The sequence below is a fragment of the Rhizobium sp. SG2393 genome (assembly GCF_042610495.1).
In the GTDB taxonomy this organism is placed as follows: Bacteria; Pseudomonadota; Alphaproteobacteria; order Rhizobiales; family Rhizobiaceae; genus RU20A.
The window spans coordinates 725,072-751,908 of sequence record NZ_JBHGAP010000001.1 but is presented as its reverse complement, the minus strand read 5'-3'; the positions used below and the strand labels follow the sequence as shown (position 1 = coordinate 751,908).

At 65.7% G+C, this 26,837-nt stretch carries 23 protein-coding genes, 1 pseudogene and 1 riboswitch; of the genes and pseudogenes, 10 read left to right on the top strand and 14 right to left on the bottom strand.

All coding sequences use genetic code 11. From position 1 onward, the window contains the following. Window positions 1-70 precede the first annotated feature (70 nt). On the top strand, window positions 71-1,396 hold the full coding sequence (hflX, locus tag ACED18_RS03575) for a GTPase HflX (protein ID WP_377289068.1): 1,326 nt from the start codon (window positions 71-73) through the stop codon (window positions 1,394-1,396). Window positions 1,397-1,862: 466 nt separating this feature from the next. Here hflX and ACED18_RS03570 read toward each other — a convergent pair whose 3' ends face one another. Further along, window positions 1,863-2,768: an alpha/beta fold hydrolase gene (locus ACED18_RS03570; protein ID WP_377289066.1), complete on the bottom strand. Its 906-nt coding sequence runs from the start codon at window positions 2,766-2,768 to the stop codon at window positions 1,863-1,865. Window positions 2,769-2,814: 46 nt separating this feature from the next. On the opposite strand from ACED18_RS03570, the gene ACED18_RS03565 reads away from it, so the two are divergent. Beyond that, window positions 2,815-3,324, top strand: coding sequence for a MarR family winged helix-turn-helix transcriptional regulator (locus ACED18_RS03565; protein WP_377289064.1), 510 nt, complete (start codon window positions 2,815-2,817; stop codon window positions 3,322-3,324). A gap of 9 nt (window positions 3,325-3,333) precedes the next feature. Here ACED18_RS03565 and ACED18_RS03560 read toward each other — a convergent pair whose 3' ends face one another. Continuing rightward, window positions 3,334-3,711, bottom strand: a complete 378-nt coding sequence (locus tag ACED18_RS03560; protein WP_377289062.1) for a gamma-butyrobetaine hydroxylase-like domain-containing protein — start codon at window positions 3,709-3,711, stop codon at window positions 3,334-3,336. A gap of 292 nt (window positions 3,712-4,003) precedes the next feature. Further along, on the bottom strand, window positions 4,004-4,702 hold the full coding sequence (locus ACED18_RS03555; RefSeq protein ID WP_377289060.1) for an HAD family hydrolase: 699 nt from the start codon (window positions 4,700-4,702) through the stop codon (window positions 4,004-4,006). A 202-nt stretch (window positions 4,703-4,904) separates the two neighbouring features. Here ACED18_RS03555 and rpiA point away from each other — a divergent pair, with 202 nt between their 5' ends. Together rpiA and ACED18_RS03545 are read left to right on the top strand one after the other, a co-directional pair. After that, on the top strand, window positions 4,905-5,597 hold the full coding sequence (gene rpiA, locus ACED18_RS03550) for a ribose-5-phosphate isomerase RpiA (protein ID WP_377289058.1): 693 nt from the start codon (window positions 4,905-4,907) through the stop codon (window positions 5,595-5,597). Window positions 5,598-5,707: 110 nt separating this feature from the next. Then, on the top strand, window positions 5,708-6,289 hold the full coding sequence (locus ACED18_RS03545) for a DUF2059 domain-containing protein (protein ID WP_377289056.1): 582 nt from the start codon (window positions 5,708-5,710) through the stop codon (window positions 6,287-6,289). A 67-nt stretch (window positions 6,290-6,356) separates the two neighbouring features. On the opposite strand, the pseudogene ACED18_RS03540 reads toward ACED18_RS03545, so the two are convergent. Further along, window positions 6,357-6,634 (bottom strand): annotated as a pseudogene (locus tag ACED18_RS03540) (addiction module antidote protein). After that, window positions 6,631-7,167: a GNAT family N-acetyltransferase gene (locus tag ACED18_RS03535; protein ID WP_377289054.1), complete on the bottom strand. Its 537-nt coding sequence runs from the start codon at window positions 7,165-7,167 to the stop codon at window positions 6,631-6,633. Before ACED18_RS03535 ends, ACED18_RS03540 begins: the two are co-directional and overlap by 4 nt. 195 nt (window positions 7,168-7,362) lie before the next feature. Between ACED18_RS03535 and gor the strand changes: the two genes are divergently transcribed. Together gor and ACED18_RS03525 are read left to right on the top strand one after the other, a co-directional pair. Beyond that, window positions 7,363-8,751 carry a glutathione-disulfide reductase gene (gene gor / locus ACED18_RS03530; protein ID WP_377289052.1) on the top strand — a complete coding sequence of 463 codons (1,389 nt, stop codon included), beginning with the start codon at window positions 7,363-7,365 and terminating at the stop codon, window positions 8,749-8,751. A 141-nt stretch (window positions 8,752-8,892) separates the two neighbouring features. Further along, complete coding sequence (locus ACED18_RS03525; protein WP_377289050.1) at window positions 8,893-9,132, top strand: hypothetical protein; 240 nt, start codon at window positions 8,893-8,895, stop codon at window positions 9,130-9,132. A 294-nt stretch (window positions 9,133-9,426) separates the two neighbouring features. On the opposite strand, the gene ACED18_RS03520 is transcribed toward ACED18_RS03525, so the two are convergent. Further along, window positions 9,427-10,740, bottom strand: coding sequence for a TadE/TadG family type IV pilus assembly protein (locus tag ACED18_RS03520; RefSeq protein WP_377289048.1), 1,314 nt, complete (start codon window positions 10,738-10,740; stop codon window positions 9,427-9,429). Between the two features lie 425 nt (window positions 10,741-11,165). Between ACED18_RS03520 and ACED18_RS03515 the strand changes: the two genes are divergently transcribed. After that, window positions 11,166-12,539 carry a class II 3-deoxy-7-phosphoheptulonate synthase gene (locus tag ACED18_RS03515; protein ID WP_377289046.1) on the top strand — a complete coding sequence of 458 codons (1,374 nt, stop codon included), beginning with the start codon at window positions 11,166-11,168 and terminating at the stop codon, window positions 12,537-12,539. A 97-nt stretch (window positions 12,540-12,636) separates the two neighbouring features. On the opposite strand, the gene ACED18_RS03510 is transcribed toward ACED18_RS03515, so the two are convergent. Then, a complete protein-coding gene (locus ACED18_RS03510; protein WP_377289044.1) occupies window positions 12,637-13,170 on the bottom strand; it encodes a DUF1003 domain-containing protein in 534 nt (177 codons plus the stop codon). Between the two features lie 244 nt (window positions 13,171-13,414). Between ACED18_RS03510 and ACED18_RS03505 the strand changes: the two genes are divergently transcribed. Then, window positions 13,415-13,828, top strand: coding sequence for a GFA family protein (locus tag ACED18_RS03505; protein WP_377289042.1), 414 nt, complete (start codon window positions 13,415-13,417; stop codon window positions 13,826-13,828). A gap of 34 nt (window positions 13,829-13,862) precedes the next feature. Here the strand turns inward: ACED18_RS03505 and ACED18_RS03500 are convergent, their stop codons facing one another. The 3 genes from ACED18_RS03500 to ACED18_RS03490 form a co-directional block, all read right to left on the bottom strand. Then, on the bottom strand, window positions 13,863-14,816 hold the full coding sequence (locus tag ACED18_RS03500) for a hypothetical protein (RefSeq protein WP_377289040.1): 954 nt from the start codon (window positions 14,814-14,816) through the stop codon (window positions 13,863-13,865). 246 nt (window positions 14,817-15,062) lie between these two features. Continuing rightward, window positions 15,063-16,217, bottom strand: coding sequence for a hypothetical protein (locus ACED18_RS03495; RefSeq protein ID WP_377289038.1), 1,155 nt, complete (start codon window positions 16,215-16,217; stop codon window positions 15,063-15,065). 279 nt (window positions 16,218-16,496) lie between these two features. Continuing rightward, window positions 16,497-18,488 carry an LTA synthase family protein gene (locus ACED18_RS03490; RefSeq protein WP_377289036.1) on the bottom strand — a complete coding sequence of 664 codons (1,992 nt, stop codon included), beginning with the start codon at window positions 18,486-18,488 and terminating at the stop codon, window positions 16,497-16,499. 273 nt (window positions 18,489-18,761) lie between these two features. Here ACED18_RS03490 and ACED18_RS03485 point away from each other — a divergent pair, with 273 nt between their 5' ends. Then, window positions 18,762-20,450 (top strand): NAD+ synthase, encoded by a 1,689-nt coding sequence (locus ACED18_RS03485; protein WP_377289034.1) that lies wholly within the window; start codon window positions 18,762-18,764, stop codon window positions 20,448-20,450. A 41-nt stretch (window positions 20,451-20,491) separates the two neighbouring features. Next, window positions 20,492-20,707: riboswitch (cobalamin riboswitch) on the top strand. Between the two features lie 260 nt (window positions 20,708-20,967). Beyond that, on the top strand, window positions 20,968-21,738 hold the full coding sequence (gene bluB, locus ACED18_RS03480) for a 5,6-dimethylbenzimidazole synthase (RefSeq protein WP_377291007.1): 771 nt from the start codon (window positions 20,968-20,970) through the stop codon (window positions 21,736-21,738). A gap of 78 nt (window positions 21,739-21,816) precedes the next feature. On the opposite strand, the gene ACED18_RS03475 is transcribed toward bluB, so the two are convergent. From ACED18_RS03475 to ACED18_RS03460, 4 genes are all read right to left on the bottom strand, one after another. After that, window positions 21,817-22,143, bottom strand: a complete 327-nt coding sequence (locus ACED18_RS03475; protein ID WP_377289032.1) for a hypothetical protein — start codon at window positions 22,141-22,143, stop codon at window positions 21,817-21,819. Between the two features lie 85 nt (window positions 22,144-22,228). Next, the gene (locus tag ACED18_RS03470) at window positions 22,229-23,323 is read right to left on the bottom strand and encodes a DUF2865 domain-containing protein (RefSeq protein WP_377289030.1); all 1,095 of its coding nucleotides are present in this window, start codon (window positions 23,321-23,323) and stop codon (window positions 22,229-22,231) included. 152 nt (window positions 23,324-23,475) lie between these two features. After that, the gene (locus ACED18_RS03465) at window positions 23,476-24,180 is read right to left on the bottom strand and encodes a helix-turn-helix transcriptional regulator (protein ID WP_377289028.1); all 705 of its coding nucleotides are present in this window, start codon (window positions 24,178-24,180) and stop codon (window positions 23,476-23,478) included. 174 nt (window positions 24,181-24,354) lie between these two features. Beyond that, window positions 24,355-26,664 carry an NADP-dependent malic enzyme gene (locus tag ACED18_RS03460; protein WP_377289026.1) on the bottom strand — a complete coding sequence of 770 codons (2,310 nt, stop codon included), beginning with the start codon at window positions 26,662-26,664 and terminating at the stop codon, window positions 24,355-24,357. Between the last annotated feature and the right edge of the window lie 173 nt (window positions 26,665-26,837).

The following is a 26,837-nucleotide window of genomic DNA, read 5'->3' as shown; positions in this document are numbered from 1 at the left end:
TGATCCCATTACCAAGCATCCGAAGAAACACACATCCATCATTCCGGAACTCGAGACGCGGCGCGACGACATGCGCGCCGCCGTCATCGTCCCGGTCCTGAAAGCCGACCGGCGCAACAGCGAGACCGTTGCCGCGCCCGAGCGGACGGACGAGAGCCGGCTGGAAGAGGCCGTCGGCCTTGCGCTCGCCATCGATCTCGAGGTCGTCTGGCGCGCCGTCGTTCCCGTCGCCCAGCCCAAGCCCGGCACGCTGCTCGGCACCGGCAAGATCGAGGAGATCGGCCGGGCGCTCGTCGAGATGGATGCCGGCCTCGTCATCGTCGATCATCCGCTCACACCGGTCCAGCAGCGCAATCTCGAGCGCGAGTGGAACGCCAAGGTCATCGACCGCACCGGCCTCATCCTCGAAATCTTCGGCCGCCGCGCCTCCACCAAGGAAGGCACGCTGCAGGTCGAGCTTGCGCATCTCAACTACCAGCGCGGCCGTCTCGTGCGCAGCTGGACCCACCTTGAGCGCCAGCGCGGCGGTGCGGGCTTTATGGGCGGTCCCGGCGAAACGCAGATCGAGGCCGACCGCCGCCTGTTGCAGGACCGGATCGTCCGGCTGGAGCGCGAGCTGGAGCAGGTGCGCCGCACCCGCCAGCTGCACCGCGCCAAGCGCCGCAAGGTGCCGCATCCGATCGTGGCGCTGGTCGGCTATACCAATGCCGGCAAGTCCACCCTCTTCAACCGGATCACCGGGGCAGGGGTTCTGGCCGAGGACATGCTGTTTGCGACCCTCGACCCGACGCTGCGCCGCATCAAGCTGCCGCAGGGTCGCATGGTCATCCTCTCCGACACGGTGGGCTTCATCTCGAACCTGCCGACCCACCTCGTCGCCGCCTTCCGCGCGACGCTGGAAGAGGTGCTCGAGGCGGACCTCATCCTGCATGTGCGCGATCTCTCCGACCCCGACAATGCCGCCCAGGCTGCGGATGTGACGCGCATCCTTGCCGATCTCGGCATCGACGAGAAGGAAGCTTCCGAGCGGATCATCGAGGTCTGGAACAAGATCGACGCGCTGGGCCCTGAGGCCCACGATGCGCTCGCCGAGCGCGCCAGCGGCCGCACCGACGTCATGGCGATCTCGGCGATCACCGGGGAAGGCGTCGAGCCGCTGCTTTCCGAAATCACCCGCCGGCTCTCGGGTCTCGCCACGGAAACGACGATCACGCTTGGCGTCGATCAGCTCGGCCTGCTCTCCTGGGTCTATGCCAATGCGGACGTGACGGCCCGCGAGGACAATGAGGACGGCTCCGTCACGCTCGATCTCACACTGTCGGAAACCCAGGCCGCCGATCTCGAGCGAAAGCTCGGTAACGGTCCGAAGCCGGCGCGCGAGGACTGGGAGGACTGAGGTCGGCCCACCCGCCATCCCCGGTTTTGTTCGCAAACTCCGACGTGAAGGTGGAAAAGCGGCGGTGGCCTCATCCTCCGTCATCCGCGGCCCCCGAGCCGAGGATCCACCGCCAAGGTCGCAGAGGGCCGCATGGGTCCTCGGGTCAAGCCCGAGGACGACGTTGAGGGTGGGGCACCCTCTTTCCCCGTCATCCCGGCCCCCGAGCCGAGATCCAGCCGACGGGCGTCCGCGTTTCGAGAAAATGAATGAAAATCAATAATCTGTGCGGGCTGTACGCCGGATCGAGTCCGGCATGACGGCGGAGATGAGAGCTGCCGGTGCAGCGATCGCATCCCCGGGCACTTAAAGCATGTCGCGCAAAAGTGTGCAGCGGTTTTGCGGTTACGACATGCGATAGAACAATGAGTGAAAGCGTCAGGAGCGAATCTGAAAGATCGCGATGCGCTTTAGCCCGGCACCACCCTTACGCCGCCTGCCTTTGCCCCGTTTCCCCCACAAAACCCACGATCCGCGCCAGCACGGGTGCTGCCGAGACGATACGGCGGTGGCCGTAGCCGTTGGCCCAGAAGAGTTCGGCGCCCGGCACCGCTTCCCCATAGGCGCGGGCGTGGTGGGCGGCGACTTCCTTGTCGTCTTCGGCATGCACCACCAGCATGCGGAGATCCGATTCGCCCAGCATGGCAGCGGCCGAGAAGCCGTCGAGCGAGCGGCCGGCGCGGTCTTCGATGATGGCTTCCATGGCGCGCTGCGTTGCGGGTTTCAGCCGCATCATCTTTGCGAAGTCGGCAAAGAGCCAGCGCATCTCGCTCGGCGATCCGATGGTAACGAGAGCCGCAGGGCGGTGCGCGGGCACGCCGCTGAGCACGCCACCGGCGGCGACGGCCTGCGCGGCCCCGCCGAAGGAATGGCCGATACCGGCGTCGAAGGGACCGTAGCGGCGCCAGGCGGCGTCGATCGCCTTGACCGCCTCGATCATCGTCAGGAACCGCCCCGGCGCGCCGCCATGGCCGGGCCAGTCGAGCGCCACCACCTCCGCGCCCGCCGCCGTCAGCGCGCCAATCAGCGCGGTCATGTAGTCGATGCGCGAGCCCCAGCCGTGGGTGACGAGGATGCGGCGCTGGGCGGCGCCGCTGGCGGGAGCAAAGACATGGGCAAGCGCGGCGCCGCCGTCAAAGGGCAGCGCTTCCCGCCTGGCGCGCCTCATCACACCTTGCGCGGCGGCGAAGACCTCACGCTCCTTCGCGCGGCGCGGCGGCTTGGGCGGGGCGAGCGAAAAGACCTTCAGCCCCAGCCTGGCGGCCGCAGCCGGCGAAACGGTTTCCACGCCACGCAGGATGTTGCGGATGACGGCGATGCCAAAGGATGCCATGATGGGGGTCCAATTTCTGTTCAACAATGAACAATAAAGTACAACATTGAACAAAACACAAGCCTCTTCCGTACCGTCAGCCCCTGATGCCCCCGCGCTTGCCTTTCCCTGGGATCATCCGCGCTTTTCCAGCTGGATCTCGATCGGCCAGGCCTGCCAGCTGATGCAGCAGTCGCTGGCGCGCTCCCTTGCCCCGCTCGACATCAAGCCGCCGCATCTCGACATCCTCATCAATCTCTATCGCTTCGAGGGGATTTCGCAGCAGGCGCTGGCCCGCAAGCTCTTGGTCGGCCGCTCCAACATGAGCATGCTGTTGCCGCAACTCGAAAAGCGCGGCCTCATCGAGCGGCGCGGCGACGAGAAGGATCGCCGGGTGCTCCGGCTCTTCCTGACCGAGACGGGACGTGACCTGACGCAGCAGGCGATGGTGGTGCAGACGGCGCTCATCGAGCGGATGCTCGGAGACGCCCCGGCTGAGGACTGCGAGGCCGTCGCCCGCTCCATGCAGCGCGTCATCGGCCTGCTTCTCGCCGAGCAGGCCGGGGAGGAGGGCTGAGAGGGGCCTTTACCGCGGCCGTTCGGCGTGGTCGCGGCTCATGCCCTTGTCGGCGAGTTCCTGCTCGTAGGCGGCGAAGAGGTCGGCGCCCGTTTCGCCGAGCGTGCGCAGATAGGCCCAGGTGAAGATGCCGCTGTCATGCATGTCGTCGAAGCCGATGCGCACGGCGTAGTTTCCGGTGGGCGTCACGGTGAGGATCGCGACATTGCGCTTGCCGGGCACCGTCACCTTCTGGCCCGGCCCATGGCCCTGCACCTCGGCCGAGGGCGAAAGCACCCGCATCATCTCCGCCGGCAGCGCAAATTGCGCGCCATCGGCAAAGCTCACCGTCAGGGTGCGGCGGTCTCTGGAGACGCGCAGTTCGGTGGGGCGGGTCTGGTTGGTCATGGGATGATCCCTCTGGCATTGGCGGCGTCCCGGCGACGTGCGCGGCTGGGTTTGGTGCCGCTGTCATCCTCCGCCGCCCACCGTATGCGTCATCCTCGGGCTTGACCCGAGGATCCATACCGCGAACTTGTCGGATGCCGGTGGATCCTCGGGTCAAGCCCGAGGATGACGACGATGTTGTGTTCGGACCCTGACTTATAACCAAACGCCCCCAGCCGCAACGCATCGCCTCGGGCCCCGGTCGTTCCGCAGGGGCCTGTCAATCCTTGTCTCAGCTCGATCGGATAACGCGCTAGCGCCCCGTCAGCCGGGCAAAGAGCGCGGCGTCCAGCTCGTCATAGTGGTCGATGACGTGGTTGGGCGAGAGCGCGGCGATCGGCACGTCCGTGTAGCCGAAGGGAACGCCGAGGGCGGCGACGCCCGCATTGCGGGCGACCAGCATGTCGTTCAGGCTGTCGCCCACCATGACGGTGGTGTCGGGCGCGCCGCCGGCCAGCCGGATCGTGCCGATGAGGTGGTCGGCATGCGGCTTGCGCACGGGAAATGTGTCGCCGCCGGTGATCGCCGCAAACCGCGGCGTCATGTCGAGGGTATCGAGGAGGCGTCGCGCCGGGGCTTCGAGCTTGTTGGTGCAGACGGCCGCCGCAATGCCTGCCGCCTCCAGCCGGTCGAGCGCGTCGATGAGGCCGGGGAAGGGGCGCGAGGCGCCGGGCATGCCGGCGAGATAATGATCGAGGAAGATCGCCTGCAGCCGGTCGAGCGTGTCGGTCGTCAGTTCCCGGCCATGCAGCGTGAAGGCCCGCGTGATCATCGCGCGCGAGCCGTGGCTGAAGGCCTCGTTGAGATCGGCGCGGCTGAGCGGCTCAAGTCCTTCGCCGGCTATCGAATGATTGCAGCTGGCGACGAGGTCGGGCGCCGTATCGATCAGCGTGCCGTCGAGATCGAAGACGACGAGCGGGCGAGGGGCGGCGGTTATGGAAGGCGAGGACATCAGGCAGGGGCTCCGGGCGACAGGGTCGGCCACGATGGATAAACGTCGCGCGCCTGTGCGCAAGGCGTTTTCGCGCGCTTATCGACTTTCATTTGGACTTTCGTTTGCGGCGGGCAGCGTGTAAACGTCCAGACGAAATCCGGGCCGCGCCTGACGGGCGCGGGTGATCCGGAGACAGGAAACAACGGGAGCGAACGGCGCGATGGACGCCCGTCAGATGAAGATCAAGGCCGCCGAGGCGGCGCTTTCCCATGTCGAGGACGGCATGCGGCTCGGCATCGGCACCGGCTCGACGGCGGAGGAATTCGTCCGTCTTTTGGCCGAGAAGGTGGCAGGCGGCATGCGCATCGAAGGCGTGCCGACCTCGGAGCGCACGGCGCGGCTCTGCCTCGAACTTGGCATTAGCCTGAAGTCGCTCGACGAACTGCCGGAACTCGACCTCACCATCGACGGTGCCGACGAGGTGGATGCAAAGCTCCGCCTCATCAAGGGCGGCGGCGGCGCGCTGTTGCGCGAGAAGATCGTGGCGGCCGCATCGGCGCGCATGATCGTCATTGCGGACGAGACCAAGGTGGTCGATACGCTCGGCGCCTTCAAGCTGCCGATCGAGGTGAACCCGTTCGGGCTGGTCGCCACGCGCAAGGCGGTGGAGAAGGTGGCTGCTCGGCTTGGCCTTTCCGGCGATATCGTTGTGCGCGAAGGCGGCGACGGGCCCTTCATGACGGATGGCGGCCATCTGATCCTCGATGCATCTTTTGGCCGTATTCCTGATCCAGAAGCGCTCGCAAGTGCGCTCAATTTCATCCCCGGTGTCGTGGAGCACGGCCTGTTCATCGGTCTTGCCTCGCTCGCGATCATCGCCGGACCGAACGGCGCCCGCACGCTTTCGGCCTGAAAAGGCCATCCCCATCGGGGGCGCGGGCCGAACCCGGTCGCGCGCCCTCTCGAGACGTCCGGCCCCCGGTTTCCCCGGCGCGGCCGCCAACAGACAGGAGCAATGACTCTATGAGCACGATTTTCGGCACCACGCTTTCCGGCTTCGGAAAGGTTCTCGCCGCCGCCACGCTTTTCGCCACGCTCGCCGCGCCGGCCGTGCGCGCCCAGGAAGTGACGGAAGACCAGCTGAAGGCGGCCCGCGCCACCATCACCGCGCTCGGCGTCACCAACAGCTTCGACAACATCCTGCCGAATCTGGCGGAGCGGCTGAAGAACACGCTGATCCAGGCCTCGCCGAACCATCAGGACCTGATCACCGCGACGGTGGACGAAAAGGCGCTGGCGCTCGCCGCCCGCCGTGCCGATCTCGAAAACGAAGCCGCCACCATCTATGCCAAGACCTTCTCGGTGGACGAGCTGAACGCCATCACTGCCTTCTACAATTCCGACGCCGGCAAGAAGCTGCTGAACAACGGCCCGATCGCATCGCGCGAACTCCTGAAGGCCGCCGACATCTGGGCCGCCGGCATCTCCCGCGATCTCAGCCAGGACGCCACCAAGTCGCTCGATGAAAAGATCGGCTCCGAGACGCCTGCCCAGGGTGCCGCCGACATGCCCGTCGCCACCCCGGACGCCCAGCCGCAGCAGTAAGCAGCGGCGTCAGCGCACCCCTTCAAAGCCCGGCCGTCGTGCCGGGCTTTTTTGTGGTCCGGCTCACTCAGCGTTGATCGCCGGCCGAAGCTTGGAGCGCGATCCGCAGGCCGAGCGCCTTCATCACGGAAAGCGTCGTCTTCAATGTCGGATTGCCGTTGCCGCTGAAGGAGCGGTAAAGCTGCTCGCGAGAAAGCCCGGTTTGCCGGGCGATGTCCGTCAGGCCCTTGGCCCGCGCCACGACGCCGAGCGCATGGGCGATGTATCCCGCATCCTCGGACGCAAAGGCCTCGTCCATGAACGCGGCGTCGCCACGTCATCGGTCAGCAGCTCGGCCGGATCTATAGGGTCAGGGTTTCTGCTCGCAGGTGACGCATCATGTAAACCGAGGCCTGTGGCGTGCCAAATGGATCGACGAAGTGGTGCGGGACGACACCGATATCCTCCCAGCCGAGACGCCGGTAAAGCCTTTCACCGGCGCCGTTCTGCACCGTATCGAGAAGCAGAAGGGTACGGCCATACCGGGCGGCAACATCCTCAACCGTCGACATGAGCGCCTCGCCGAGCCCGCGGCATCGAAAGTCACGGTGAACGAGCAGTTTGTAGACCTCGGCACGGTGCGGGGCGTTCGGCTCAGGTGAAAGGAAGAGCTGCACCGTACCCGCTTCCACGCCGTCTGCCTCCGCGATCAGGACGATGCGCTCCCCGGCGTCGGTGGATGCTGCCACGTCGCGCCAATAGGCGGCGATCGTGTCGCGATCAACGGGGAGGATATGGCCGACGAGTGCGCCGCCTTCGATGCAATCGATCATGATGTCGGTCAGCCGTTCGATCCCCGCGACGATCTCCGTGCCGTTCCATTCAATGATACGCACCATGTCTGCCTCCCGCCAAAGTTGACGTCACCTATAACATTCGACGTCGAGCGTGGAGAGCTGCGATCTGCCAGCCCGCCACCCTTCCCACACCCGCCCCCCATACCCTATATCTCTCCCGTCGGCCGCCTTATCGGCGGCCCTGTCTTTTCCCGGCGGCGGTTCTCGCTGGCATCCGGGGTTTCGCGAGGATTGAGCATGGCAGCCCGGGATTATGATCTCTTCGTCATCGGCGGCGGTTCCGGGGGCGTGCGCAGTGCGCGGCTGGCGGCGTCGATGGGCAAGAGGGTGGCGATTGCGGAGGAATTCCGTTTCGGCGGCACCTGCGTCATCCGGGGCTGCGTGCCGAAGAAGCTCTATGTCTATGCCTCGCAGTTCCCCGAGCATTTCGAGGATGCGGAAGGCTTCGGCTGGAGTGTCGGCGAGCGCAGCTTCTCCTGGGAAAGGCTTGTGGCCGCCAAGGAGAAGGAGATTACCCGTCTCGAAGGCCTCTATCGCAAGGGGCTGGAGAATGCTGGTGCGGAGATCATCGAGAGCCGGGCCGAACTCGTGGATGCCAATACGGTCCGGCTTCTCGCCGATCGCCGAACCGTCACGGCCGAGCGGATCGTGATTGCGGTAGGTGGCCGGCCGCAGGCGCCGGCGGGGCTTGTCGGCGCCGAACACTGCATCAGTTCCAACGAGGCCTTCGATCTGAAGCGCCTGCCGGCCTCCATCCTGATTTCCGGCGGCGGCTATATCGCCGTCGAATTCGCCAATATCTTCCATGGGCTGGGCGTCGAGACGACGCTGATCTATCGCGGCGCGGAAATTCTCTCGCGCTTCGATGGCGACATGCGGCGCGGCCTGATGGCGGCCATGCAGGCCAAGGGCATCCGGATTATCCTCGGCGACGTCATCACCGCCGTCACGGTGGACGGCGAGGGCCGGCGGGTTGCCGAGACCGGCCAGAACGGTTCGCTGGTGGTCGATCAGGTGATGCTGGCGACGGGGCGCGTGCCCAATACGGCCGGCCTCGGCCTGGAGGCGGCGGGTGTCACTGTCGATGCGCGGGGCGCGATCCGCGTCGACGCCTTCTCGCGCACCAGTGCGCCCGGCGTCTATGCGCTCGGCGATGTCACCGACCGCGTGCAGCTGACCCCGGTCGCCATCCACGAGGCCATGTGCTTCATCGAGACCGAGTACAAGCACAATCCGACCTCGCCGGACCATGATCTCATCGCAACGGCGGTCTTCTCTCAGCCCGAGATCGGCACGGTCGGCCTGTCGGAGGAAGAGGCGGTCAAGACACATGCGGCCGTCGATGTCTTCCGCGCCGAGTTCCGGCCGATGAAGGCGACGCTTTCGGGCCGCACGGAAAAGACGATCCAGAAGATCGTGGTCGATGCCGAGACCCGCAAGGTGCTGGGCGTCCACATTCTCGGCCACGAGGCCGGCGAGATGGCGCAGCTTCTCGGCATCGCGCTGAAGGCCGGCGTGACGAAGGACGATTTCGACCGCACCATGGCCGTGCATCCGACCGCTGCCGAAGAGCTTGTGACCATGTACCAGCCAAGCTACCGCATCCGAGACGGGGTGCGTCAGTAGTCCGTGATATCAACGGGTTGTTCGAATTTTACTCACTATTGACCCAATCTCCTTACCGGCGGCTAAGGCTGGTTCCGGGTTCTTCTGACAGGCGGTGAGAAGCGCGCTATGGTGCGATCATCCCTTGAATGGAGACGTGACATGGCAGCGATTGCCCTGCAGCCTGAAACCGCGCCGGAACCCAGTCTGGCCCCCGTCCGCCGCGCCTCGACGCGCGTTGTCGTGGAGCCGCGGCTTGTGACGCGCACGCGTCCCGCCACGGGCCGCAACTGGGCGCTGCTGCTCACCTTCGCCGTGATCTGCGGCGGCATGCTGACGGCCGGCGGCGCCGGCGTCTATGGCCTCGTCAAGGCCGGCATCTGGGCCGCCGGGCTCGTCTGAGCCGTCGCACCGGCCGCCACACCACATCCTTTCCTGCGCGCATGCTTCCCCGGCATCCGCGCATGGTCTGCGGATCGGCTATCCCCAGGATCGATCCGATTGCTTGACTGGCGGGTGCATCCCGGATGCGCCCGCTTTTTTGCGTCCGTTGATCGCGTCCGGGCTTTTGACCGCGAAGAGCGCCGCATGAAAATGCCACGCCCCGCATGCGTTGCCCCCGACGCTGACAGTCCAGCGTGCGGGGGCGGTTCACATGCGGCGGCGGGGCTCTTTGCGTCGAGGCTCGTCCGGTCCTCAGTTCGTCAGGTGCGGGCTCTCGATGACGCGGTAGAAGAGGGCTTTCATGGCGTCGGCAATGCCCTGGGTCGGGCTCACCTCGAAGAAGAGGCCGGGCGAAGCGCAGGTCTGCATGCGCGTCGAGATTTCGCTCTGGAACGGCTTGATCCAGGTATTGTACCAGTCGTTCGTCGGCAGCGGCAGGTAGGTGGTGTAGAGCACGGCGATGCGGATGCCGCGATCCTTGAGCTTCTGGCAGTAGGTCGTGTCGATCGGCTCCTGGCAGCGGCCACCGGTTGTCCGCTTGGTGCAGGTGGACGGCTTGTAGCTGTCACCGACGCCGTCGGCGACGAAGAACAGGATCTTTTCGCGGTCGCTGATCGATGCACCGGTGCCGGGCGTGTCGATCTCGCTGCTGATCTTGGTCAGCGCGTCGTCGAAGCTCGTCTGCTGGTCGCCGTTGTAGCCGTTGTAGGGGATGCTCATCAGCTTGATGGCATCGGTCTTCTTCTTGGCGGCGGTGAAGTTGCTGGTCAGCGACGCCACCTTCTGCAGCTTCACGTCTTCGGCCTTCTCGCCGAAGGTGTAGGCCGCAATGCGGAACTGGTTGGCAAACTGCATCTGCGCCTTTGCCTCGTCCATGAGCGCGGCCGTGGCCTTGGCGACCACGTCGATGCGGATCGTCGCGCCGATCTTGCGGGCGAGGTTGTAGTAGCTGTTGGGATCTTCCACGCCGTCCTTCACGATGTGGCAGGCGAAGGCGCACTTGTCGGACGTGGCGTTGACGAGCTTGGCGACGTCGGCTGGCGTGGCACCGACGCCCATGGAGGGCGTGTTGTCGAGCAGCATGTAGAAGTCCATGAAGGACTGCGTCTGGAGCACGGCCGTCGACTGGCCGGAGACCACGAGATCGTTCTGGCCGATAATGGCGAGGAGCGTGGTCGGCACCTCCTGGGTGAAGGTGATATTGGCCGACAGGGTGCGGCCCTTCTTGGTCACCGTGCCCTGAAAGGTGGTCGCAGACGAAGAAAGATCACTCGGCTTTTCGTCGCCCTGCTGAGCCTTGACGAGGCGCGCCATGGCGTCGCTGCCGATCGCGACCGTCCCGTCGCCGGACATTCCCATGGCGGCGGCCACCGTCTCGGAGTTGGGCGCGAGAACGCCGAGCGCGGCCGTGTCGGCCTGCGCCTTGAGGTCGTTCTGCGTGCTCAGCGCCCGGGCGAAATCGACCGAAAGGCCGCCGGCCGCAACCAGCGGAACCGCCGTCAGCGCGAAAAGCATGCCAAAATTGCCGCGGCGATCCTTCCAGAGACGTGAAAGCGTGGATCTCATCTGAAACATCCTTCGAGCGTCAGCACATCGGCGTTGCGCGGGATGAGCGGCCATGCGCCCAGCGATCCTGCACGGTATGCGTTTAATTCCCATTGCCGGGGCACCTTATCGGGAGGATGTTTCCATCTTCTTTCCGCATCCTTTAAAATACGAAGCATGTCCCACTTTGGGTGATTGGTACGATGGGGGCGATCCGGCGGGCGCGGGCGAACGGGAGGCGGAAGGTGCGCCCTTTCCATGGGCGCCCGGCATTGCGGCGCAGATACGTGCCCCTACGCCGTCAATCCGCTAGCTTTCGCGAACGTTAACGTCTATAAGCCCGCATCCTATTGTCCGCTGCACGGTGCACGGGCGAGGCTGGCGCGCGGGACGCACTCCCGGCGGATGCGGAGGCATCCGGGCGCTACGGAAAACAGGTGAACGACATGGCACAGAATTGGACCCCGAACAGCTGGCGGAACAAGCCGATCCAGCAGGTGCCGGACTATCCGGACGCGGCCGCGCTGGAGGCGACCGAAGCACGCCTCGCGAAATTTCCGCCACTCGTCTTTGCCGGCGAGGCGCGTCGCCTGAAGGCGTCGCTCGCCAAGGTCGCCGATGGCCAGGGTTTCCTGCTGCAGGGCGGTGACTGCGCCGAAAGCTTCGCCGAACACGGCGCCGACACGATCCGCGACTTCTTCCGCGCCTTCCTGCAGATGGCTGTCGTGCTGACCTTCGGCGCCCAGCAGCCTGTCGTGAAGGTCGGCCGCATCGCCGGCCAGTTCGCCAAGCCGCGTTCGTCCAACACGGAAACGCAGAACGGCGTATCGCTGCCCTCCTACCGTGGCGACATCATCAACGGGATCGAGTTCACGGAAGAGGCCCGCGTGCCCAATCCGGAACGCCAGATCATGGCCTATCGCCAGTCGGCCGCGACGCTGAACCTGCTGCGCGCCTTCGCCATGGGTGGCTATGCCAATCTCGAAAACGTGCACCAGTGGATGCTCGGCTTCGTGAAGGACAGCCCGCAGGCCGAGCGTTACCGCAAGCTCGCCGACCGCATCTCCGAAACCATGGATTTCATGAAGGCGATCGGCATTTCCGCCGAGAACCATCCGGGCCTGCGCGAGACGGATTTCTTCACCAGCCATGAGGCTCTCCTGCTCGGCTACGAGCAGGCGCTGACGCGCGTCGATTCGACGTCCGGCGACTGGTACGCCACCTCCGGCCACATGATCTGGATCGGCGACCGCACCCGCCAGCCTGACCATGCCCATATCGAATACTGCCGTGGCATCAAGAACCCGATCGGTCTCAAGTGCGGCCCGTCGCTGACCGGCGACGGCCTGCTGGAGCTCATCGATCTCCTCAATCCGGCCAACGAAGCCGGACGCCTGACGCTCATCTGCCGCTTCGGCCACGACAAGGTTGCCGAGCACCTGCCGCGCCTCATCCGCGCGGTCGAGCGCGAGGGCAAGAAGGTCGTCTGGTCCTGCGACCCGATGCACGGCAACACGATCACGCTGAACAACTACAAGACCCGTCCCTTCGAGCGGATCCTGTCGGAAGTCGAAAGCTTCTTCCAGATCCACCGTGCCGAGGGCACCCATCCGGGCGGCGTCCATATCGAAATGACCGGCAATGACGTGACGGAATGCACCGGTGGCGCGCGTGCGCTCTCCGGCGCCGACCTCGGCGACCGCTACCACACCCATTGCGACCCGCGCCTCAACGCCGATCAGGCGCTGGAACTGGCTTTCCTTCTTGCCGAGCGCATGAAGACCGGCCGCGACGAAAAGCGCATGGTCGTCAACGGCTGATCGGCCGCGACAGGACGGATCAAAAAAGGGCGGGTCGCTTCGGCGGCCCGCCCTTTTGCTTTCGCTCCACGCCCTTCATCGCATGCCGGCCATCCCTTCAATGCTTCGTTTCCGGCAGCTTCGCGTGCAGGCGAGCCAGTTCCTCCCGCAGGCTGGCGAGTTCGGACAGGACCTCCATGTCGATCTTGCGATGCAGGGAGAGGATTTCCAGTTCGGCCTTCAGGTTCACCTCGTAGTCCTTGGCGGCTTCGAAGCGGTCGCGTTCGGCCTGGCGGTTCTGGGACATCATGATGATCGGCGCCTGGATGGCCGCGATCATGGAGAGGATGAGATTGAGGAAGATGAAGGGGTAGGGGTCGAAGGCATCCGCCGTCAGGATCACCGTGTTGATCAGCGACCAGGCGACCAGGAACAGGATGAAGGAGATGATGAAGCCCCAGGAGCCGCCGATGCGGGCGATGCGGTCGGCGAGCCGCTGGCCGAAGGTGGCATGCGCCGAGATGGCGGCATTGACGTCGGTGGAGATGACCAGATGCTCCTCCGCCCGGTCGAGAACACGCCGTTCGACCGCGCCCAGTGCGTCGATCGGCTTGCCGAAATGGCGGTTGGCGTGGCTGTGTCGCTTTGTCATCGTTGGGGCCTCGTCAGCGTCAGGACGTCCGGCGGGCGCCTGGCGCCGCGACTCGGGCGGAGAAGATGGACTTCGATCTCTCTCATCTACGCCAATTTGAAGACGGATCCATGGGGTGTGCTGTGGACGGGGGACGCGTGCACGCATCGCGGCGCTTGATCCTTCGCTTCAATTCTCTGAATTGGACAGGTCGCTCCATTGCGGCCAAGTTCGGCCATCCGAAGCGGTGGAAGGGGGATTGGCGATGACGGAGCGGTTGGGAGGATGCCTGTGTGGGGCCGTGCGCTTTGCGGTCAGCGGTCCGCTTCGCGAGGTCGTCTTCTGCCATTGCAGCCAGTGCCGTCGGCAGACGGGGCTCTACTATGCCTCGACAAATGCGGCGCGCGCGGATGTCGCGATCAGCGGCGAGGGCGAGATCACCTGGTACGGATCGAGCGCGCACGGACGGCGCGGCTTCTGCCGCCAGTGCGGTTCAGCGCTGTTCTGGTCCTATGAGGGTGCCGAGGGCATCTCGATCCAGGCGGGGGCCTTCGACCAGCCGAGCGGTCTTCAGCCCGGCTATCACATCTTTGCGGCCGACAAGGCGGATTTCTACGAGATTGCCGATGGTCTGCAACAGTTCGCGAAAGGCCGGCCGGGGCTTCTGACAGACGGCTGACGCCGTCGGCGGAAAGGCTGGTTTCCCTCGTCCGCTACTCGGCCGCTTCGGCGTCGCGCTCCGCAAGGGCTTCGGCGAAGGCCTGCGCGATGGCGGCGAACTTGACCGCCTGCCAGCCGGCGTGGTCCCGCACCAGTGTTTCGCCGATCCACAGCCGGCGGGACCGGGTCGATCCTTCCCAGCCGATCACGCCCAGGGCTTCCGCCTTCTGGAACAGGCGTCGCACGCTGGTCAGCGACAGGCGGTAGCGCTCGGCCAGTGCCGTCAGCGAATAGGGTCCGATCGCGATGCGGCCGTCGATGCTGTCGGCGGGCTCGGGAATATGGGAGAACAGATCGTGCAGCACGTTGCTGCCGCTATCGGTCCACACGAAGGCGCCCACGGATTCCGGTGGCGTGTTCCAGGCGGGATTGTCGACGAGGACCGCGGCGGCCCGGCCATGGGCGCGGGGGAAGAGATCGGGATCGGCATCGAGCCTTGCGACACGATCGCCGCCGTCGAGCGCATCGAGGCCCGTGAGATGCGCCCGGAACCACAAGGCCATCGCAGCCTCGGTCCTTTCGGTCATCACAAGCGGCCGGACGCGTTTGGAGGAACAATCCGGCGCATCCTCGACCAGCTTGTAGGCGATGAGTTCGGCCAAGTGGGCGGCGGCGGTGTTCCGGCTTGCGGCTCCCGTGCGGATGGCGATCTCCAGCAGGCGCGACGCGGTGATGCCGGTGGTTGGCCGTGCCGGATCGCGATTGAAATGCAGCGCAAAGAGCGACTGCGTGAGAAGCCAGCGCTGGATGCTCGCCATGTAGCGCACCATCTGCGGCGCCGTGTCGTGAATGCCCGTCAGGGCCCGGCCGATCGCGCTCAGTTGCGCCTCGAAATCGGGATGCGTCGCAATCACGGCGGGGTCGGTCAGGTCCGGGCGCGGCTTTCGTCCCGCGCTTTCGGTCTGGCGGGAGCCGGGTCCGGTGTCTGGAGAGGCGAACCTGGTCATGCGTCTCAATTCACTCTGGCCACCGACGGCAAATGGATCGCCGCGATCGGTGCCCCTGGTCCGTCCGGTTCATGCCGAACCGTCAGGCCCCTTGCTTCCTGTTTCACCTTCGCCTGATCGGGCCAGCGGTTTCCCGCCGATCCCGGACGAATGCCGGCGGATCATGCAGCGCGTTTAGACTGCCACCCTGTCATATGCAACGCTGAAGATATCCGGCAAGGGGGCTGCTCGGCATGATCCGTCCGTTCAGGAAACGGCAAGGCGTGGGCGCGCGCGGACCGGCGGTTCTGCGGCGCCACTGCGGATCGACAGCGCGGCCCGGAAGGCCGCGTCGATCGCCGTCAGGCGCCTTGCCTGCCAGTCGGCGTAGGCTTGGGTCAGCGCCGGCGCGATGATGAGCCGGCGGCACGAGCGCTTGCCGGTGCGCAGCAGCATGCCGGTTTCCTCCGCCTGCGCGCACAGCCGGCGCACATGGGTGCAGGATACCGCATAGCGGTCGGCAAGCGCCGTCACACCGAACTCCTCGACTTCCAGCGTCATGCCGGTGCGGATGCCGGAGGCGGGTGCCAGCGTTGCGGCGCGCGCCATGAGATCGTCGATCAAGAGATTGCCGGCATCGGTCCACAGAATGCAGCCGAGCGGGCCAGCGGGCTCGCGCCACGCGTCGTCGGCCATCAGCGTGCGGGCGGCGAGCGGCTGCGCGATGGCGATGAGGGCAGGGTCGGCCATCAAACGGCAGGCGCGCGCGCCGCCATCGATGACGTCGAGCACCTGCAACTGGCCGAGAAACCACTGCCGCATGGCCTCGCTCGCCGCTTCGCCGGGGGCGAGCGGCCGCACGCGGCGGTCTCCCCTGGAGGGCAGATCGGTAAAGACCCGGGCGGCGCGCATTTCCTGCACGAAGGCTGAGACCGTGTTGCGGCTGGCGGCGTGGTATTCGAGAATGAGATCAAGCAGATGACCTGCCGTGAGGCCCGGGACAGCCTCGGTCTCTTCGCCCGCCTGCGCGGCTTCATGATGCAGGGCAAAGGCCGCCTGGCAGAGAAGCCATCGCTGCTGCGAACCCATCAGGCGGCGCAGGCGCGGAAACTGCGGAAGAAGACCGATCGTGCCGCGTGCGACGAGGCCGAGATGGGCGAGCACCGCATCGCGATCTGGCGCGCCGCCATCGGCAACGGCAGGGCCGAAGGCTGCCGCCTGGCCAAGCGTCGTTCCGGCGCAAGTGTTTGCCGGATGGGCGGACGACGAGGCGAATGGCGAGCCGCCGGCCGCCAGCGTGGGCGTGAGTGTGCCGGTCAACGTGCCCGTGGTCGTGCCTGCCAATCCGATGGCGTGCGGCGCGGTGAGGGTCGCGGTGAAAGAAGCGGAGGATACGAGTGCAGAGGATACAGGGGCGTGCATCGCGTCAGGGTCCCGAATGTGATGCCGGGCCGCCGGGGCGGGGGCATGGCTTTCAACAGTGGTGAACGATAGCCGGACGTTACTTATTCGGTCCGACCATGACACTGTGATCACAAAGGGCCCCGGACGCTGTTTCCTGCGTGACAGGGTGGGCCGTTGGCACCCTCTTTCCGTGTGCCGCCAAGGAAAAAAAGCCCGAGGCATCGGTGGCGATCTCGCGATCCTCACCGGTGCCTCGGGCCGTTATTCATTCTCTTTTCTGATCCTTACGGCCGTCCGTCAGCCAAGCGGGCGAGGAAAGAGGTCCGCATGGGTCGGGAAGAAGCGTTCCGTGCCGTAGCGCTTGCCGAACATCATGTCGTGCTGAAGGAAGCGGTAATCGCGCACCACATCCGGGATGTCCTTGCTGCGCGCCCAGTCCGCCGTCATCTCGTCCTTGCCGTTGACCAGCATGAAGCGGTCGACGATCTGGTAGTCGTTGAAGACGCGGCCGAGGAAGCCCGTGTAATAGGGATGTTCGTAGCCGCTCGCCTTCAGCGTCTGGTAGGAGATGAAGGCCGGGCTGATCGTGCCGAGGTCGCGCACCGGGCCTGTCTTGTTCGACCAGACGATCAGAGGCGTCTCGTGGGTGCGCTTCATCACGTCGAGCGGGCCCTTCCGGCTGGCCGTCACGTCAGGCATGAAGCCGGTGTTGGGGTAGACGGTGTTGAGCGGCGGCAGGTGATCGCCGAAGAGCACGATGATCGTCTCGCGGTCGCGCTCTTTCGCCCAGTCCATCAGCATCTTCAGGCTGTCGTCGGCTTCCTTCACGCCCTGTGCATAGGTCTCCAGCACCTGCCGGTCGGCCGGCGGCAGGTTGCCCTCCACCTTGATCGTGTTTTGCGCATAGCGGTTCGGCTCGTAGGGGCCGTGGCCCTGCAGCGTCACGGTGAAGAAGAAGAACGGATCTTCCATCTGGTCGGCCTGGCGCATGATTTCCTTTGTCAGCGCCTCGTCGGAGGTAAAGATGCCGCGCTTCTGCATCGCGGGCAGCTTTTCTTCCGAGCGGAAGGTGTCGAAACCGAAGGCCTTGTAGACGGCCGAGCGGTTCCAGAACCAGCTCTGGAAGGGATGGATGGCCCGCGAGACATAGCCTTCGCCCTTGAAGAAGGTGGCAAGCGAAGGGATCGGGTCGCGGATATACTGCTGGTAGGGAATGCTCCCATAGGGCAGGAAAGCATTGGAAAAGCCCGTCAGTGCCTCGAATTCCACGTTCGCCGTCATGCCCCCGAACTCCGGCGACATGACATTGCCGGACTGGATCTCGCGCATCGTGGGCATGGGATCGGCCGAGAAGGTCACGTTCGGCAGACGGGTCGGGTCGAAGAGCGACTCGCTCATGATCACGATCACATCCGGCTTGCCGCGATGGGTGGTGCCGGCAGGCACGACCGGGCTTTCGATCGCGTTGATCGCGTCACCCATGTAGCCGGCAGGCGCGCTGACATTGGCCATGGGCAGGTTCAGCGCAAAGGCCATGGAAAAGCCGTTATGCCGGTAGTTTTCCGTCTGGTCCCACATGATGGGGATGATGTTCAGCCGGTCGCGCAGCCAGGAGAACTGGTTGAAATCCATGATATGCACGAAGCCGGCAATGAGCGGCACGGCAAAGATCAGGCGACCGATGCGCTCGCGGCGGCTGAGGCGCGGAAAGCGGCGCCAAGCGAAGACCAGGAGCGTGCCGAGCCCGACGACAGCCACGACGATGCCGATGGCGATCGCCAGCGCGGTGCCCGGCCGGTCGCGCACCAGAACCGGCATCAGTTCCATGATCTGGCGGCCGAACAGGAAATCGGTCGGGTAGAGCGGATCGGAGAGATAGATCTGTTTCTGCTTCGAAATCAGCGCCGGCAGGAGCGCAACCGGCGCCAGCACGAGGCTCGCATAATGGGCGCGGCCGAAGATGCCGTCGAGGCCGAGGAAGAGCAGCATGAACACGCCGACGGTCGCCCAGGCAGGGCGCATCGGATCACCGAAATAGGCAAGCGTTTCGGCGAAGGAGCCGCGCTGGACGATCTCGATGCCGGCGGTCAGGAGCAGCGCAAGCGAGAGCGACAGGAGAAGCGTGGCGACCATGCTGAAGGCTGCATCGATGCGTGCGGCATCGCGGCCGAGGAGGACCGTCGTTTCGCCGCGAAGGGCGCCCACAAGCGGGGTCGCTGCCGTGTCGATACTCGCCAAGATCGTCTCCAGTCTGTCTCCGGCAGACGGTCTTTTCCGCCTGCGTCGCATCGCGTGCCCGGAGGTTTGCAGCGAGGCTGTCATCCTGGCGTCACGTCAGTGTCATGCTACTGTCATAGAGATGTCATGTTGAATGGCGCATGAATAAGTCAAGCGTCCGGGCGCGCTGACATTTGCCAATCCCCATTGACCTGGCATTTCGGTCACGCAGGGTTGCCTCACCCCCCGCGCGACATCACGGCGCCGAGACGGATTTCGTTTTCCGTCGGGATGCTCTAAATGGCACCTCGAACGGATCGCTATCCCGACCGAGAGGGCCCGCCTATGACCGCTTCCGCTTCCCCGTCTGCTGTGCCGGACCGCCTGCGCATCGCCGTCGCGCAGTTGAACCCGACGGTCGGCGACATCGCCGGCAATCTGGCGCTGGCGCGCAGGGCACGCGCCGAGGCGGCCGAGGGCGGCGCCGATCTGCTGCTCCTCACCGAACTCTTCCTTTCCGGCTATCCGCCGGAAGACCTTGTCCTGAAGCCTGCCTTCCTGAAAGCCTGTTGGGCGGCGCTCGAGACGCTGGCGGCCGAGACCGCCGATGGTGGCCCCGGCCTCATCATCGGCCTGCCGCGACAGGGGGAGGCGGGTCGCCACAACAGTGCCGCCGTTCTCGATGGCGGCCGCATCCTGCATGTGCGCGACAAGGTGGATCTGCCAAACTACGGCGAGTTCGACGAAAAGCGCGTCTTCGTCGAAGGTGCGATTTCCGGTCCGGTCGATTTTCGCGGCGTGCGCATCGGCGTGCCGATCTGCGAGGAAATCTGGAACGATGCGGGCGTCTGCGAGACGCTGGCCGAAGCGGGCGCCGAGATCCTGCTGGTGCCGAACGGCTCGCCCTATTATCGCGGCAAGGTGGATGTGCGCCATCAGGTCGTGCTGCGCCAGGTGATCGAGAGCGGCCTGCCGATCCTTTTCGCCAACCAGCTTGGCGGGCAGGACGAGCTGGTCTTCGACGGCGCGAGCTTCGCCTTCAATGCCGACAAGAGCCTTGCCTTCCAGCTTGCGCAGTTTCAGCCCTGCCTTGCCTTCTCCGACTGGTCGCGCACCGCCGATGGCTGGGTCTGCGAGCCGGGCGAGATCGCGACGATCCCGGAAGCGGAAGAGGCCGATTACACGGCCTGCATGCTGGGGCTTCGCGACTACGTCAACAAGAACGGCTTCAAATCCGTGGTGCTCGGCCTTTCCGGCGGCATCGATTCGGCCATCTGCACGGCGCTTGCCGTCGATGCGCTGGGGCCCGAGCGGGTGCGCACCATCATGCTGCCCTACCGCTACACATCCTCGGATTCCTTCAAGGACGCGGAAGCCTGCGCGAAGGCGCTCGGCGTGCGCTACGACACCGTGCCGATCGGCGAACCCGTCGATGCCTTCTCCTCGGCACTCTCCGATCTCTTCGAGGGAACGGAAGAGGGCATCACGGAGGAAAATCTGCAAAGCCGCACGCGCGGCGTGATCCTCATGGCCGTCTCCAACAAGTTCGGCTCCATGGTGGTGACGACGGGCAACAAGTCGGAAATGTCGGTGGGATACGCCACGCTCTACGGTGACATGAACGGCGGCTTCAACCCGATCAAGGACCTCTACAAGATGCAGGTCTACGCCCTCTCGCGCTGGCGCAACGGCGCGGTGCCGGCGGGCGCGCTCGGTCCTTCCGGCGAGGTGATCCCGATCAACATCATCGACAAGGCGCCGTCCGCCGAGCTTCGTCCCAACCAGACCGACCAGGATTCGCTGCCGCCCTATCCGGTGCTCGACGATATCCTGGAATGCCTGGTGGAACGCGAGATGGGCACCGACGAGATCGTCGCGCGCGGCCATGATGTCGCGACCGTGCATCGCATCGAGCACCTGCTCTACATCGCCGAATACAAGCGCCGCCAGTCCGCACCGGGCGTCAAGATCACCCGCAAGAACTTCGGCCGCGATCGCCGCTACCCGATCACGAACCGCTTCCGCGACCGGTGACGCGCCACGATCGCGCCTCTTGCAAAGCGTGAGCACAAATGGTGAAGTCCCGGCCATCAGGTGCCCCGGCTTGAGGTCGGGGAGAATCGGGAATCCGGTGCAAGTCCGGAACGTGCCCAACGCTGTCAGCGGGGACGGCCCCTCGGGTGAAATCTGAGGATTTCACCAGAAGCCACTGGTATCGCTTGATATCGGGAAGGCGAGGGCGTCGGTTGATCCGCGAAGTCAGAAGACCGGCCTGATAACCATGGAGCGGACCCGTATGGACGGCGGGACGCTTGGTTTGCGGCGGGATGCGAGGCTCTGACAGGGCCGGCGTCCTCGAGACCGGTCGTCCGCCAGCATGCATCAAGGCATGGTCGATCGCCGGCATCCGCTCAAGGGGAGGATGAGGATGATGGACAGCTTTGGCGACCGGTGTGCCGGCTCAGGGAGCGTGCAGCCGGGCACGAGTGTTACGGCGACGGATCATGGACAAGCGACCGTCCAGGCCGATCATGCCGGGTTTGCCGGGGCGTTGGCGACCGCCGACGGGGATGCCGCACGACGCGTGGCGAATGCCGGTTCTGATCCCGGCCTCGATCCGGATTGCGACCCCTGGCAATCCCATCGCCATGCCGCCGGCCCCTTCGATCCGGCGGAGCGCGCCGCCGTCTACCGCGCCATCGAGACACGCCGCGACGTGCGCGGCCAGTTCGAGCCCACACCGATCGACGATGCACTCCTGCGCCGCCTGCTCGCCGCCGCCCATGCCGCGCCATCGGTCGGCTTCATGCAGCCGTGGAATTTCATCCGAGTCACCAGCGAGGCCGTGAAGGCGAGGGTGCATGCCGCCTTCGCCACGGCCAATGCGGAAGCCGAGGCCATGTTCGAGGCCGGCGCCCGCGACCGCTACCGCGCCCTGAAGCTCGAAGGCATCCGCGAGGCGCCGGTCAATCTCTGCGTCACCTGCGACCCGAGCCGCGGCGGCCGCGTCGTGCTGGGCCGCACGCACCAGAGCGAGATGGATCTCTATTCCACCGTCTGCGCCGTCCAGAACCTGTGGCTCGCCGCCCGCGCGGAAGGCATCGGCGTCGGCTGGGTCTCGATCTTCCGCGAGGCGGAGGTGAAAGCCATTCTCGGCATTCCCGATCATGTCCGCATTGTCGCCTGGCTCTGCCTCGGCCACGTCAGGACCCTCTACGACGCACCCGAACTCGCCATCAAGGGCTGGCGCCAGCGCCTGCCGCTCGAGGAGCTGGTGAGCGATGAGGGATGGGGTGCGGGGACGGCGTTGTTCGGGGGATGAGACGCTCCGCAGTCGGCATCGGATGGACGGACGGGAGCACCGCGGCTATCGGGCCAGCCCGCGGTCGTGCTCCAAATCTCAGGGCTTGTCTTCGAGTTCATCGACCCGTTCCGCGACTTCGACAACCTGCCTCTCGATCCGTGCAAGGGATTGCTCCATTGCCGTCTGGACATTGGCGAAAGAGCCGCCGATCTCCATTTTGATCATCAACTCGATGTCGTCGCGCAGTTCCGTCTCGCGTCGCTCGACACGGCGGGTGAGTTCATAATTTGCGGTGACGAGGCGCAGTACACCGGCCATATCATTGCGCAACCCTGCCATTTCCTGGCGGATCAGGCGCATTTCGTCCATCTGGACCTTTGCCTGACGCGCCAGAAATTCGAGACTGATGGTTTCGGTCGTCATCGCCTGTCTCCGACTGTCGTGCGAAGATAGCGCGAAATCGCGCTGCTACAAAGCCCGTTTGCGGTTCTGGCTGCGCCCCAATCCCTCAGTTCTGCACCGGCTGATATCCCGGCCCGGCCGGGTTCTTGAGGTCGATGCGGGATTCTTCCGAGGGGAGGAAGGTAGGGCCGACGACGCGGACGCGGGTGTTCTTGGGGTCGTAGGGACGTTCGTACTGGGTGGTGGCGCGCAGCGGAGTTTCGGCAAGCGCCGGCAGGGGCTTGGATGTCTGAACCTTCGATGTCTCGGCCTTCGACGGCTGCGCTGCCCCGTCCTCCGGCTCGCCACTGAGCGTCGCCGTCTTTGGCAGCTGGCAGCCGCACTGTGCGGCGCCGGCGCGGTCGCGGGTGCGGTAGGCAAAGGCGTTCGGCAGATCGGAATAGGGCGCCCCGGTGGTCGCGGAGACCATCTGGTCGCTCTCTTCGGTCGTGAGGTTATGGTAATAAAGTTCCGTTTCGGCCCCGGGGCATCGGGCCGAACAGGCCGCCGCATCGCGCGGAAAATCCTCCGGCGTCGCGTCCGATGTGATCGGGAAGAAGGCGCCGTCGCAGGTGCGCACGCACATGGTGCGATAGGGCCCGCGGCGGCTGCCGGGAATCGTCAGGACGCTCGATCCCTCGCCGCCGATGAAGGGCACGTTCTCGTCGATCTCGGGCAGGTCTTTCAGGATGTTGCGCGGCTCGGTCGCCCCGGTCGACGACGCCTCGATCACATCCGCCTGGGTTTCGTTGCAGCCGTTGCTCAACAGCGCGGACTGGATGATGGCGCGTGTGGCCTCGGTGTCCATGCCGTTGGCGGCCCGGCGGCGTTCCTTCAAGGCGCCCAGCTCCGCCTCCAGGCCCGCGACACGCCCTTCGAGCGCCGCGCAGGCCTCTTCGTTCGGCCCACCCACCACAATGATGCTGCCGGACGAGCAGCCGAGCCGGCGCAATTCGATGCGTGCACTGCGCAGGTCGAGGTTGAGGCGGGAGAGGCCACCGGCCATGTCGGTCACGGCGACGGGTTCGGCATTGCTCACGACCTTCGGCAGGCCCGCCAGCCGCGCCTCAAGCCGCTCGCACACGGCGGATGCGGCATGGGCGCTTTCGGCACCGGCCAGCAGCGGGAACAGGATGAGGGCGATGCGCGACGCGGCGATCACGGGCAAACACCTTGCAAGGACGACGAAAGGGCCGGGTCGCCGCGACAACCGGCGTCGGCGACCTTCCTGCCCTTATCATAGCGTCCGGCACGGCGCTGGCAACGGCGCACCCGGTTTTGAAGTTAATGCAACCGTATCGGCCGGCGCAGCGCTCAGGAGATCAGCGGTGCGGGCGTTCCCGCGCCGATGGCTTCCAGCTTGCGCAGGCCGTTTTTCAGAAAGAAACCGACCATCTGTTCGGCCATTCCAAGGCCTGCGGCGATCTCGCGGGCGGGGCGCCCCTTGCGCGTGGCATCGACCACGGCCCTTTCCCGCGGTGTCAGTGTCACATCCGGTCGCGCGGGCGCGCCGGAGCGGTCTGTGAGCGCCGAATGGAAGAGGATTGCGATGAACTGCAGGTCGCGCTGGTGCCGGTGCAGGAAGAGGCGCCAGTCCGAAGACGCCATGCCGGCTTCCACGATCAGGACGGCGGCCCGGCCGGGCGGGCAGGCCTGCGGCAGCGCAAGCCCTTGCATCGGCCGGTCGTCCGCCGTCACGGTCACCGTCAGATAGGCGTCGGCGCCGGCGCTGCGGCGCACGTAATCATAGTCCAGCGGGCGGAAACTCTGCAGCGCCATCACAAGGGCGCGATCCTCCACCCGTCCCTCGGCGCTGAAGCAGGGTCCGGCCCGGTTGCGCGCATGGGTGCATTCCAGGGAGCGGGCGTGATAGTGGCCGCCGATCCGCTCGGCTTCGAGATACATGAGATCCGTCAAGCCATAATGCTCTCGCATCAGGCCATAGACATGGTCGATGTCGATTTCCGGGCTCGTCTCGAGATAGGCCATCACAGTGTCGAAAGCGTCGGTGTCGGCCATGCGGTTCCTCCGGCACGCGATCATCGGGGCGTGCGTCACAGTCTCCCTTGGAACCACAGGGAGCTTGTGCCAGTCTCGCGGCATGCCGCGCCGGCGGCGAGGAGGGCTCTCTTCACGCGTCCGGCATAGACGGGACGCTCCACAGCGCCCCGCCGTATAGGCTTGCCCTCCGCCTCAGAGCGGGTAGCTGGCCTCGGTCACGGCGAGCGCCGCCATGTTGACCACGCCGCGCGAGGTCACCGACGGCGAAAGGATGTGGGCCGGCAGCGCCGCACCGAGCAGGATCGGGCCGACATGCAGGCTGTCGGTCATGCTTTTTACCACGCCGAGCGTGATGTTGGCGGCGTCGAGGTTCGGGAAGACCAGAAGGTTGGCTTCGCCCGACAGCGTCGAGTGCGGCATGACGCGGTGGCGGAGCGCCTCGGAGATCGCCGAATCGCCGTGCATTTCGCCATCCGCCTCAAGGTCCGGCGCCAGTTCCCGCACCAGCCCGATCGCCTTGCGCATCTTGAAGGCGCTTTCGCTGTCGCGGGAGCCGAAATTGGAGTGCGAGACGAGCGCGGCGCGCGGCACGATGCCGAAGCGGCGGATTTCCTGCGCCGCCATCACAGTCGCCTGGGCGATCTCTTCGGCGGTCGGGTTGAAGGTCACATAGGTGTCGGTGAAGAAGGTCGCGCCGCGCTGCGAGATCAACAGGCTCATGGCGGAGAAGTCGAGCACGCCGGCCTTCTTGCCGATGATCTGCGAGACATCGCGCAGATGCCGGCTGTAGCGTCCCTCGACGCCGCAGATCAGCGCATCGGCGTCACCACGGCGCACGGCAAGCGCACCGATCACGGTCTGGTTGGTGCGCACGATGGTGCGGGCGGCTTCCGGGATCACGCCAAGCCGGCCGACGAGGGCGAAATATTCGTCCACATAGTCGCGGTAGCGCGGATCGCCTTCCGGGTTCACCACCTCGAAATCGGTTTCCGGGCGGATGCGCAGGCCGTAGCGCTGCAGGCGCGTTTCGATGATCTGCGGACGACCAATCAGGATCGGCTCGGCAATGCCGTCTTCGAGCAGCACCTGGGCGGCGCGCAGCACGCGCTCGTCCTCGCCTTCGCCGAAGATGACGCGCTTCTTCGACGCGCTCTTGGCGGCGTTGAAGACCGGCTTCATGATCAGGCCGGAGCGGAAGACGAAGCGGTTCAGCTGGTCGAGATAGGCGTCCCAGTCGGTGATCGGGCGCTCGGCGACACCCGATTCCGCCGCAGCCCGCGCCACGGCGGGCGCGATGCGCAGGATGAGGCGCTGGTCGAAGGGCGAGGGGATGAGATAATCCGGCCCGAAGATCGGCGTGTCGCCGGAATAGGCCCGCGCCGCAACGTCGGAAGGCTCCTCACGCGCCAGCGCCGCGATGGCACGCACGGCGGCCATCTTCATCTCTTCGTTGATCGTGTTGGCGCCGCAGTCCAGCGCACCCCTGAAAATATAGGGGAAGCAGAGCACGTTGTTGACCTGGTTCGGGAAATCCGAGCGGCCCGTGCAGATCATCGCGTCGGGGCGGGCGGCACGCGCCAGTTCCGGCATGATCTCGGGGTTCGGGTTGGCGAGCGCCATGATCAGCGGGCGCTCGGCCATCTGCACCAGCAGTTCCGGCTTCAGCACGCCGGCGGCGGAAAGGCCGAGGAAGACGTCGGCGCCGCCGATGGACTCGGCCAGCGTCCGCTTGTCGCTCTTCTGGGCGTAGACCGACTTCCACTCGTCCATCAGCACCTCGCGGCCCTCATAGACGAGGCCTTCGAGGTCGTGGACCCAGATGTTTTCGCGCGCGGCGCCCAGCGTGACGAGCAGGTTGAGGCAGGCGAGTGCGGCGGCACCGGCGCCTGACGTCACGATCTTCGCCTTGGCAATGTCCTTGCCAGCCAGTTCCAGCCCGTTGAGGATGGCGGCGGCGACGATGATCGCCGTGCCGTGCTGGTCGTCGTGGAAGACCGGGATATTCATCTTTTCCCGCAGACGGCGCTCGACCTCGAAGCATTCCGGCGCCTTGATGTCTTCCAGATTGATGCCGCCGAAGGTCGGCTCCAGCGCCGAGACGACATCGACCATGCGGTCGATTTCCGGCGCGTCGATCTCGATGTCGAAGACGTCGATGCCGGCGAATTTCTTGAAGAGGACGGCCTTTCCTTCCATGACGGGCTTGGAGGCAAGCGGGCCGATATTGCCGAGGCCGAGCACGGCCGAGCCGTTGGAGACGACGGCGACGAGGTTGGCGCGGGCGGTGTAGGCGGCGGCCGCCGCCGGGTCGTCCCGGATGGCGAGGCAGGGCGCGGCGACGCCCGGAGAATAGGCGAGCGCCAGATCGCGCTGGTTGCCGAGCGGCTTGGTCGGCGTCACCTCCAGCTTGCCCGGGCGGGGATAGCGGTGGAAGAACAGGGCCTGCTGGTCGATATCGCCCGTGGCCGGAACCGCCCGTGAATCCTTCTCGCCCATGCTCATCGCCCGCTCACTCCTTCGAAATGGTTCAAACGCGGACCTTCTGGCATGATTTGCGACCAAGGTACAGGCTGAGGCAGGGCGTTCTAACGATTAGGTTTTCGCGAGAACCGGGCGTTCCACGGCCGATGTCATAACGCTGAAACACGATTCTGTTTTTCACTGCGGGCAGTCGT

Coding starts and splice junctions, on each gene's coding strand:
- hflX (WP_377289068.1), top strand. CDS start 71: ATGCGCGCCGCCGTCATCGTCCCGGTCCTGAAAGCCGACCGGCGCAAC.
- ACED18_RS03570 (WP_377289066.1), bottom strand. CDS start 2,768: ATGGCATCCTTTGGCATCGCCGTCATCCGCAACATCCTGCGTGGCGTG.
- ACED18_RS03560 (WP_377289062.1), bottom strand. CDS start 3,711: ATGACCAACCAGACCCGCCCCACCGAACTGCGCGTCTCCAGAGACCGC.
- ACED18_RS03555 (WP_377289060.1), bottom strand. CDS start 4,702: ATGTCCTCGCCTTCCATAACCGCCGCCCCTCGCCCGCTCGTCGTCTTC.
- rpiA (WP_377289058.1), top strand. CDS start 4,905: ATGGACGCCCGTCAGATGAAGATCAAGGCCGCCGAGGCGGCGCTTTCC.
- ACED18_RS03545 (WP_377289056.1), top strand. CDS start 5,708: ATGAGCACGATTTTCGGCACCACGCTTTCCGGCTTCGGAAAGGTTCTC.
- ACED18_RS03535 (WP_377289054.1), bottom strand. CDS start 7,167: ATGGTGCGTATCATTGAATGGAACGGCACGGAGATCGTCGCGGGGATC.
- gor (WP_377289052.1), top strand. CDS start 7,363: ATGGCAGCCCGGGATTATGATCTCTTCGTCATCGGCGGCGGTTCCGGG.
- ACED18_RS03525 (WP_377289050.1), top strand. CDS start 8,893: ATGGCAGCGATTGCCCTGCAGCCTGAAACCGCGCCGGAACCCAGTCTG.
- ACED18_RS03520 (WP_377289048.1), bottom strand. CDS start 10,740: ATGAGATCCACGCTTTCACGTCTCTGGAAGGATCGCCGCGGCAATTTT.
- ACED18_RS03515 (WP_377289046.1), top strand. CDS start 11,166: ATGGCACAGAATTGGACCCCGAACAGCTGGCGGAACAAGCCGATCCAG.
- ACED18_RS03510 (WP_377289044.1), bottom strand. CDS start 13,170: ATGACAAAGCGACACAGCCACGCCAACCGCCATTTCGGCAAGCCGATC.
- ACED18_RS03505 (WP_377289042.1), top strand. CDS start 13,415: ATGACGGAGCGGTTGGGAGGATGCCTGTGTGGGGCCGTGCGCTTTGCG.
- ACED18_RS03500 (WP_377289040.1), bottom strand. CDS start 14,816: ATGACCAGGTTCGCCTCTCCAGACACCGGACCCGGCTCCCGCCAGACC.
- ACED18_RS03495 (WP_377289038.1), bottom strand. CDS start 16,217: ATGCACGCCCCTGTATCCTCTGCACTCGTATCCTCCGCTTCTTTCACC.
- ACED18_RS03490 (WP_377289036.1), bottom strand. CDS start 18,488: ATGCGACGCAGGCGGAAAAGACCGTCTGCCGGAGACAGACTGGAGACG.
- ACED18_RS03485 (WP_377289034.1), top strand. CDS start 18,762: ATGACCGCTTCCGCTTCCCCGTCTGCTGTGCCGGACCGCCTGCGCATC.
- ACED18_RS03475 (WP_377289032.1), bottom strand. CDS start 22,143: ATGACGACCGAAACCATCAGTCTCGAATTTCTGGCGCGTCAGGCAAAG.
- ACED18_RS03465 (WP_377289028.1), bottom strand. CDS start 24,180: ATGGCCGACACCGACGCTTTCGACACTGTGATGGCCTATCTCGAGACG.
- ACED18_RS03460 (WP_377289026.1), bottom strand. CDS start 26,664: ATGAGCATGGGCGAGAAGGATTCACGGGCGGTTCCGGCCACGGGCGAT.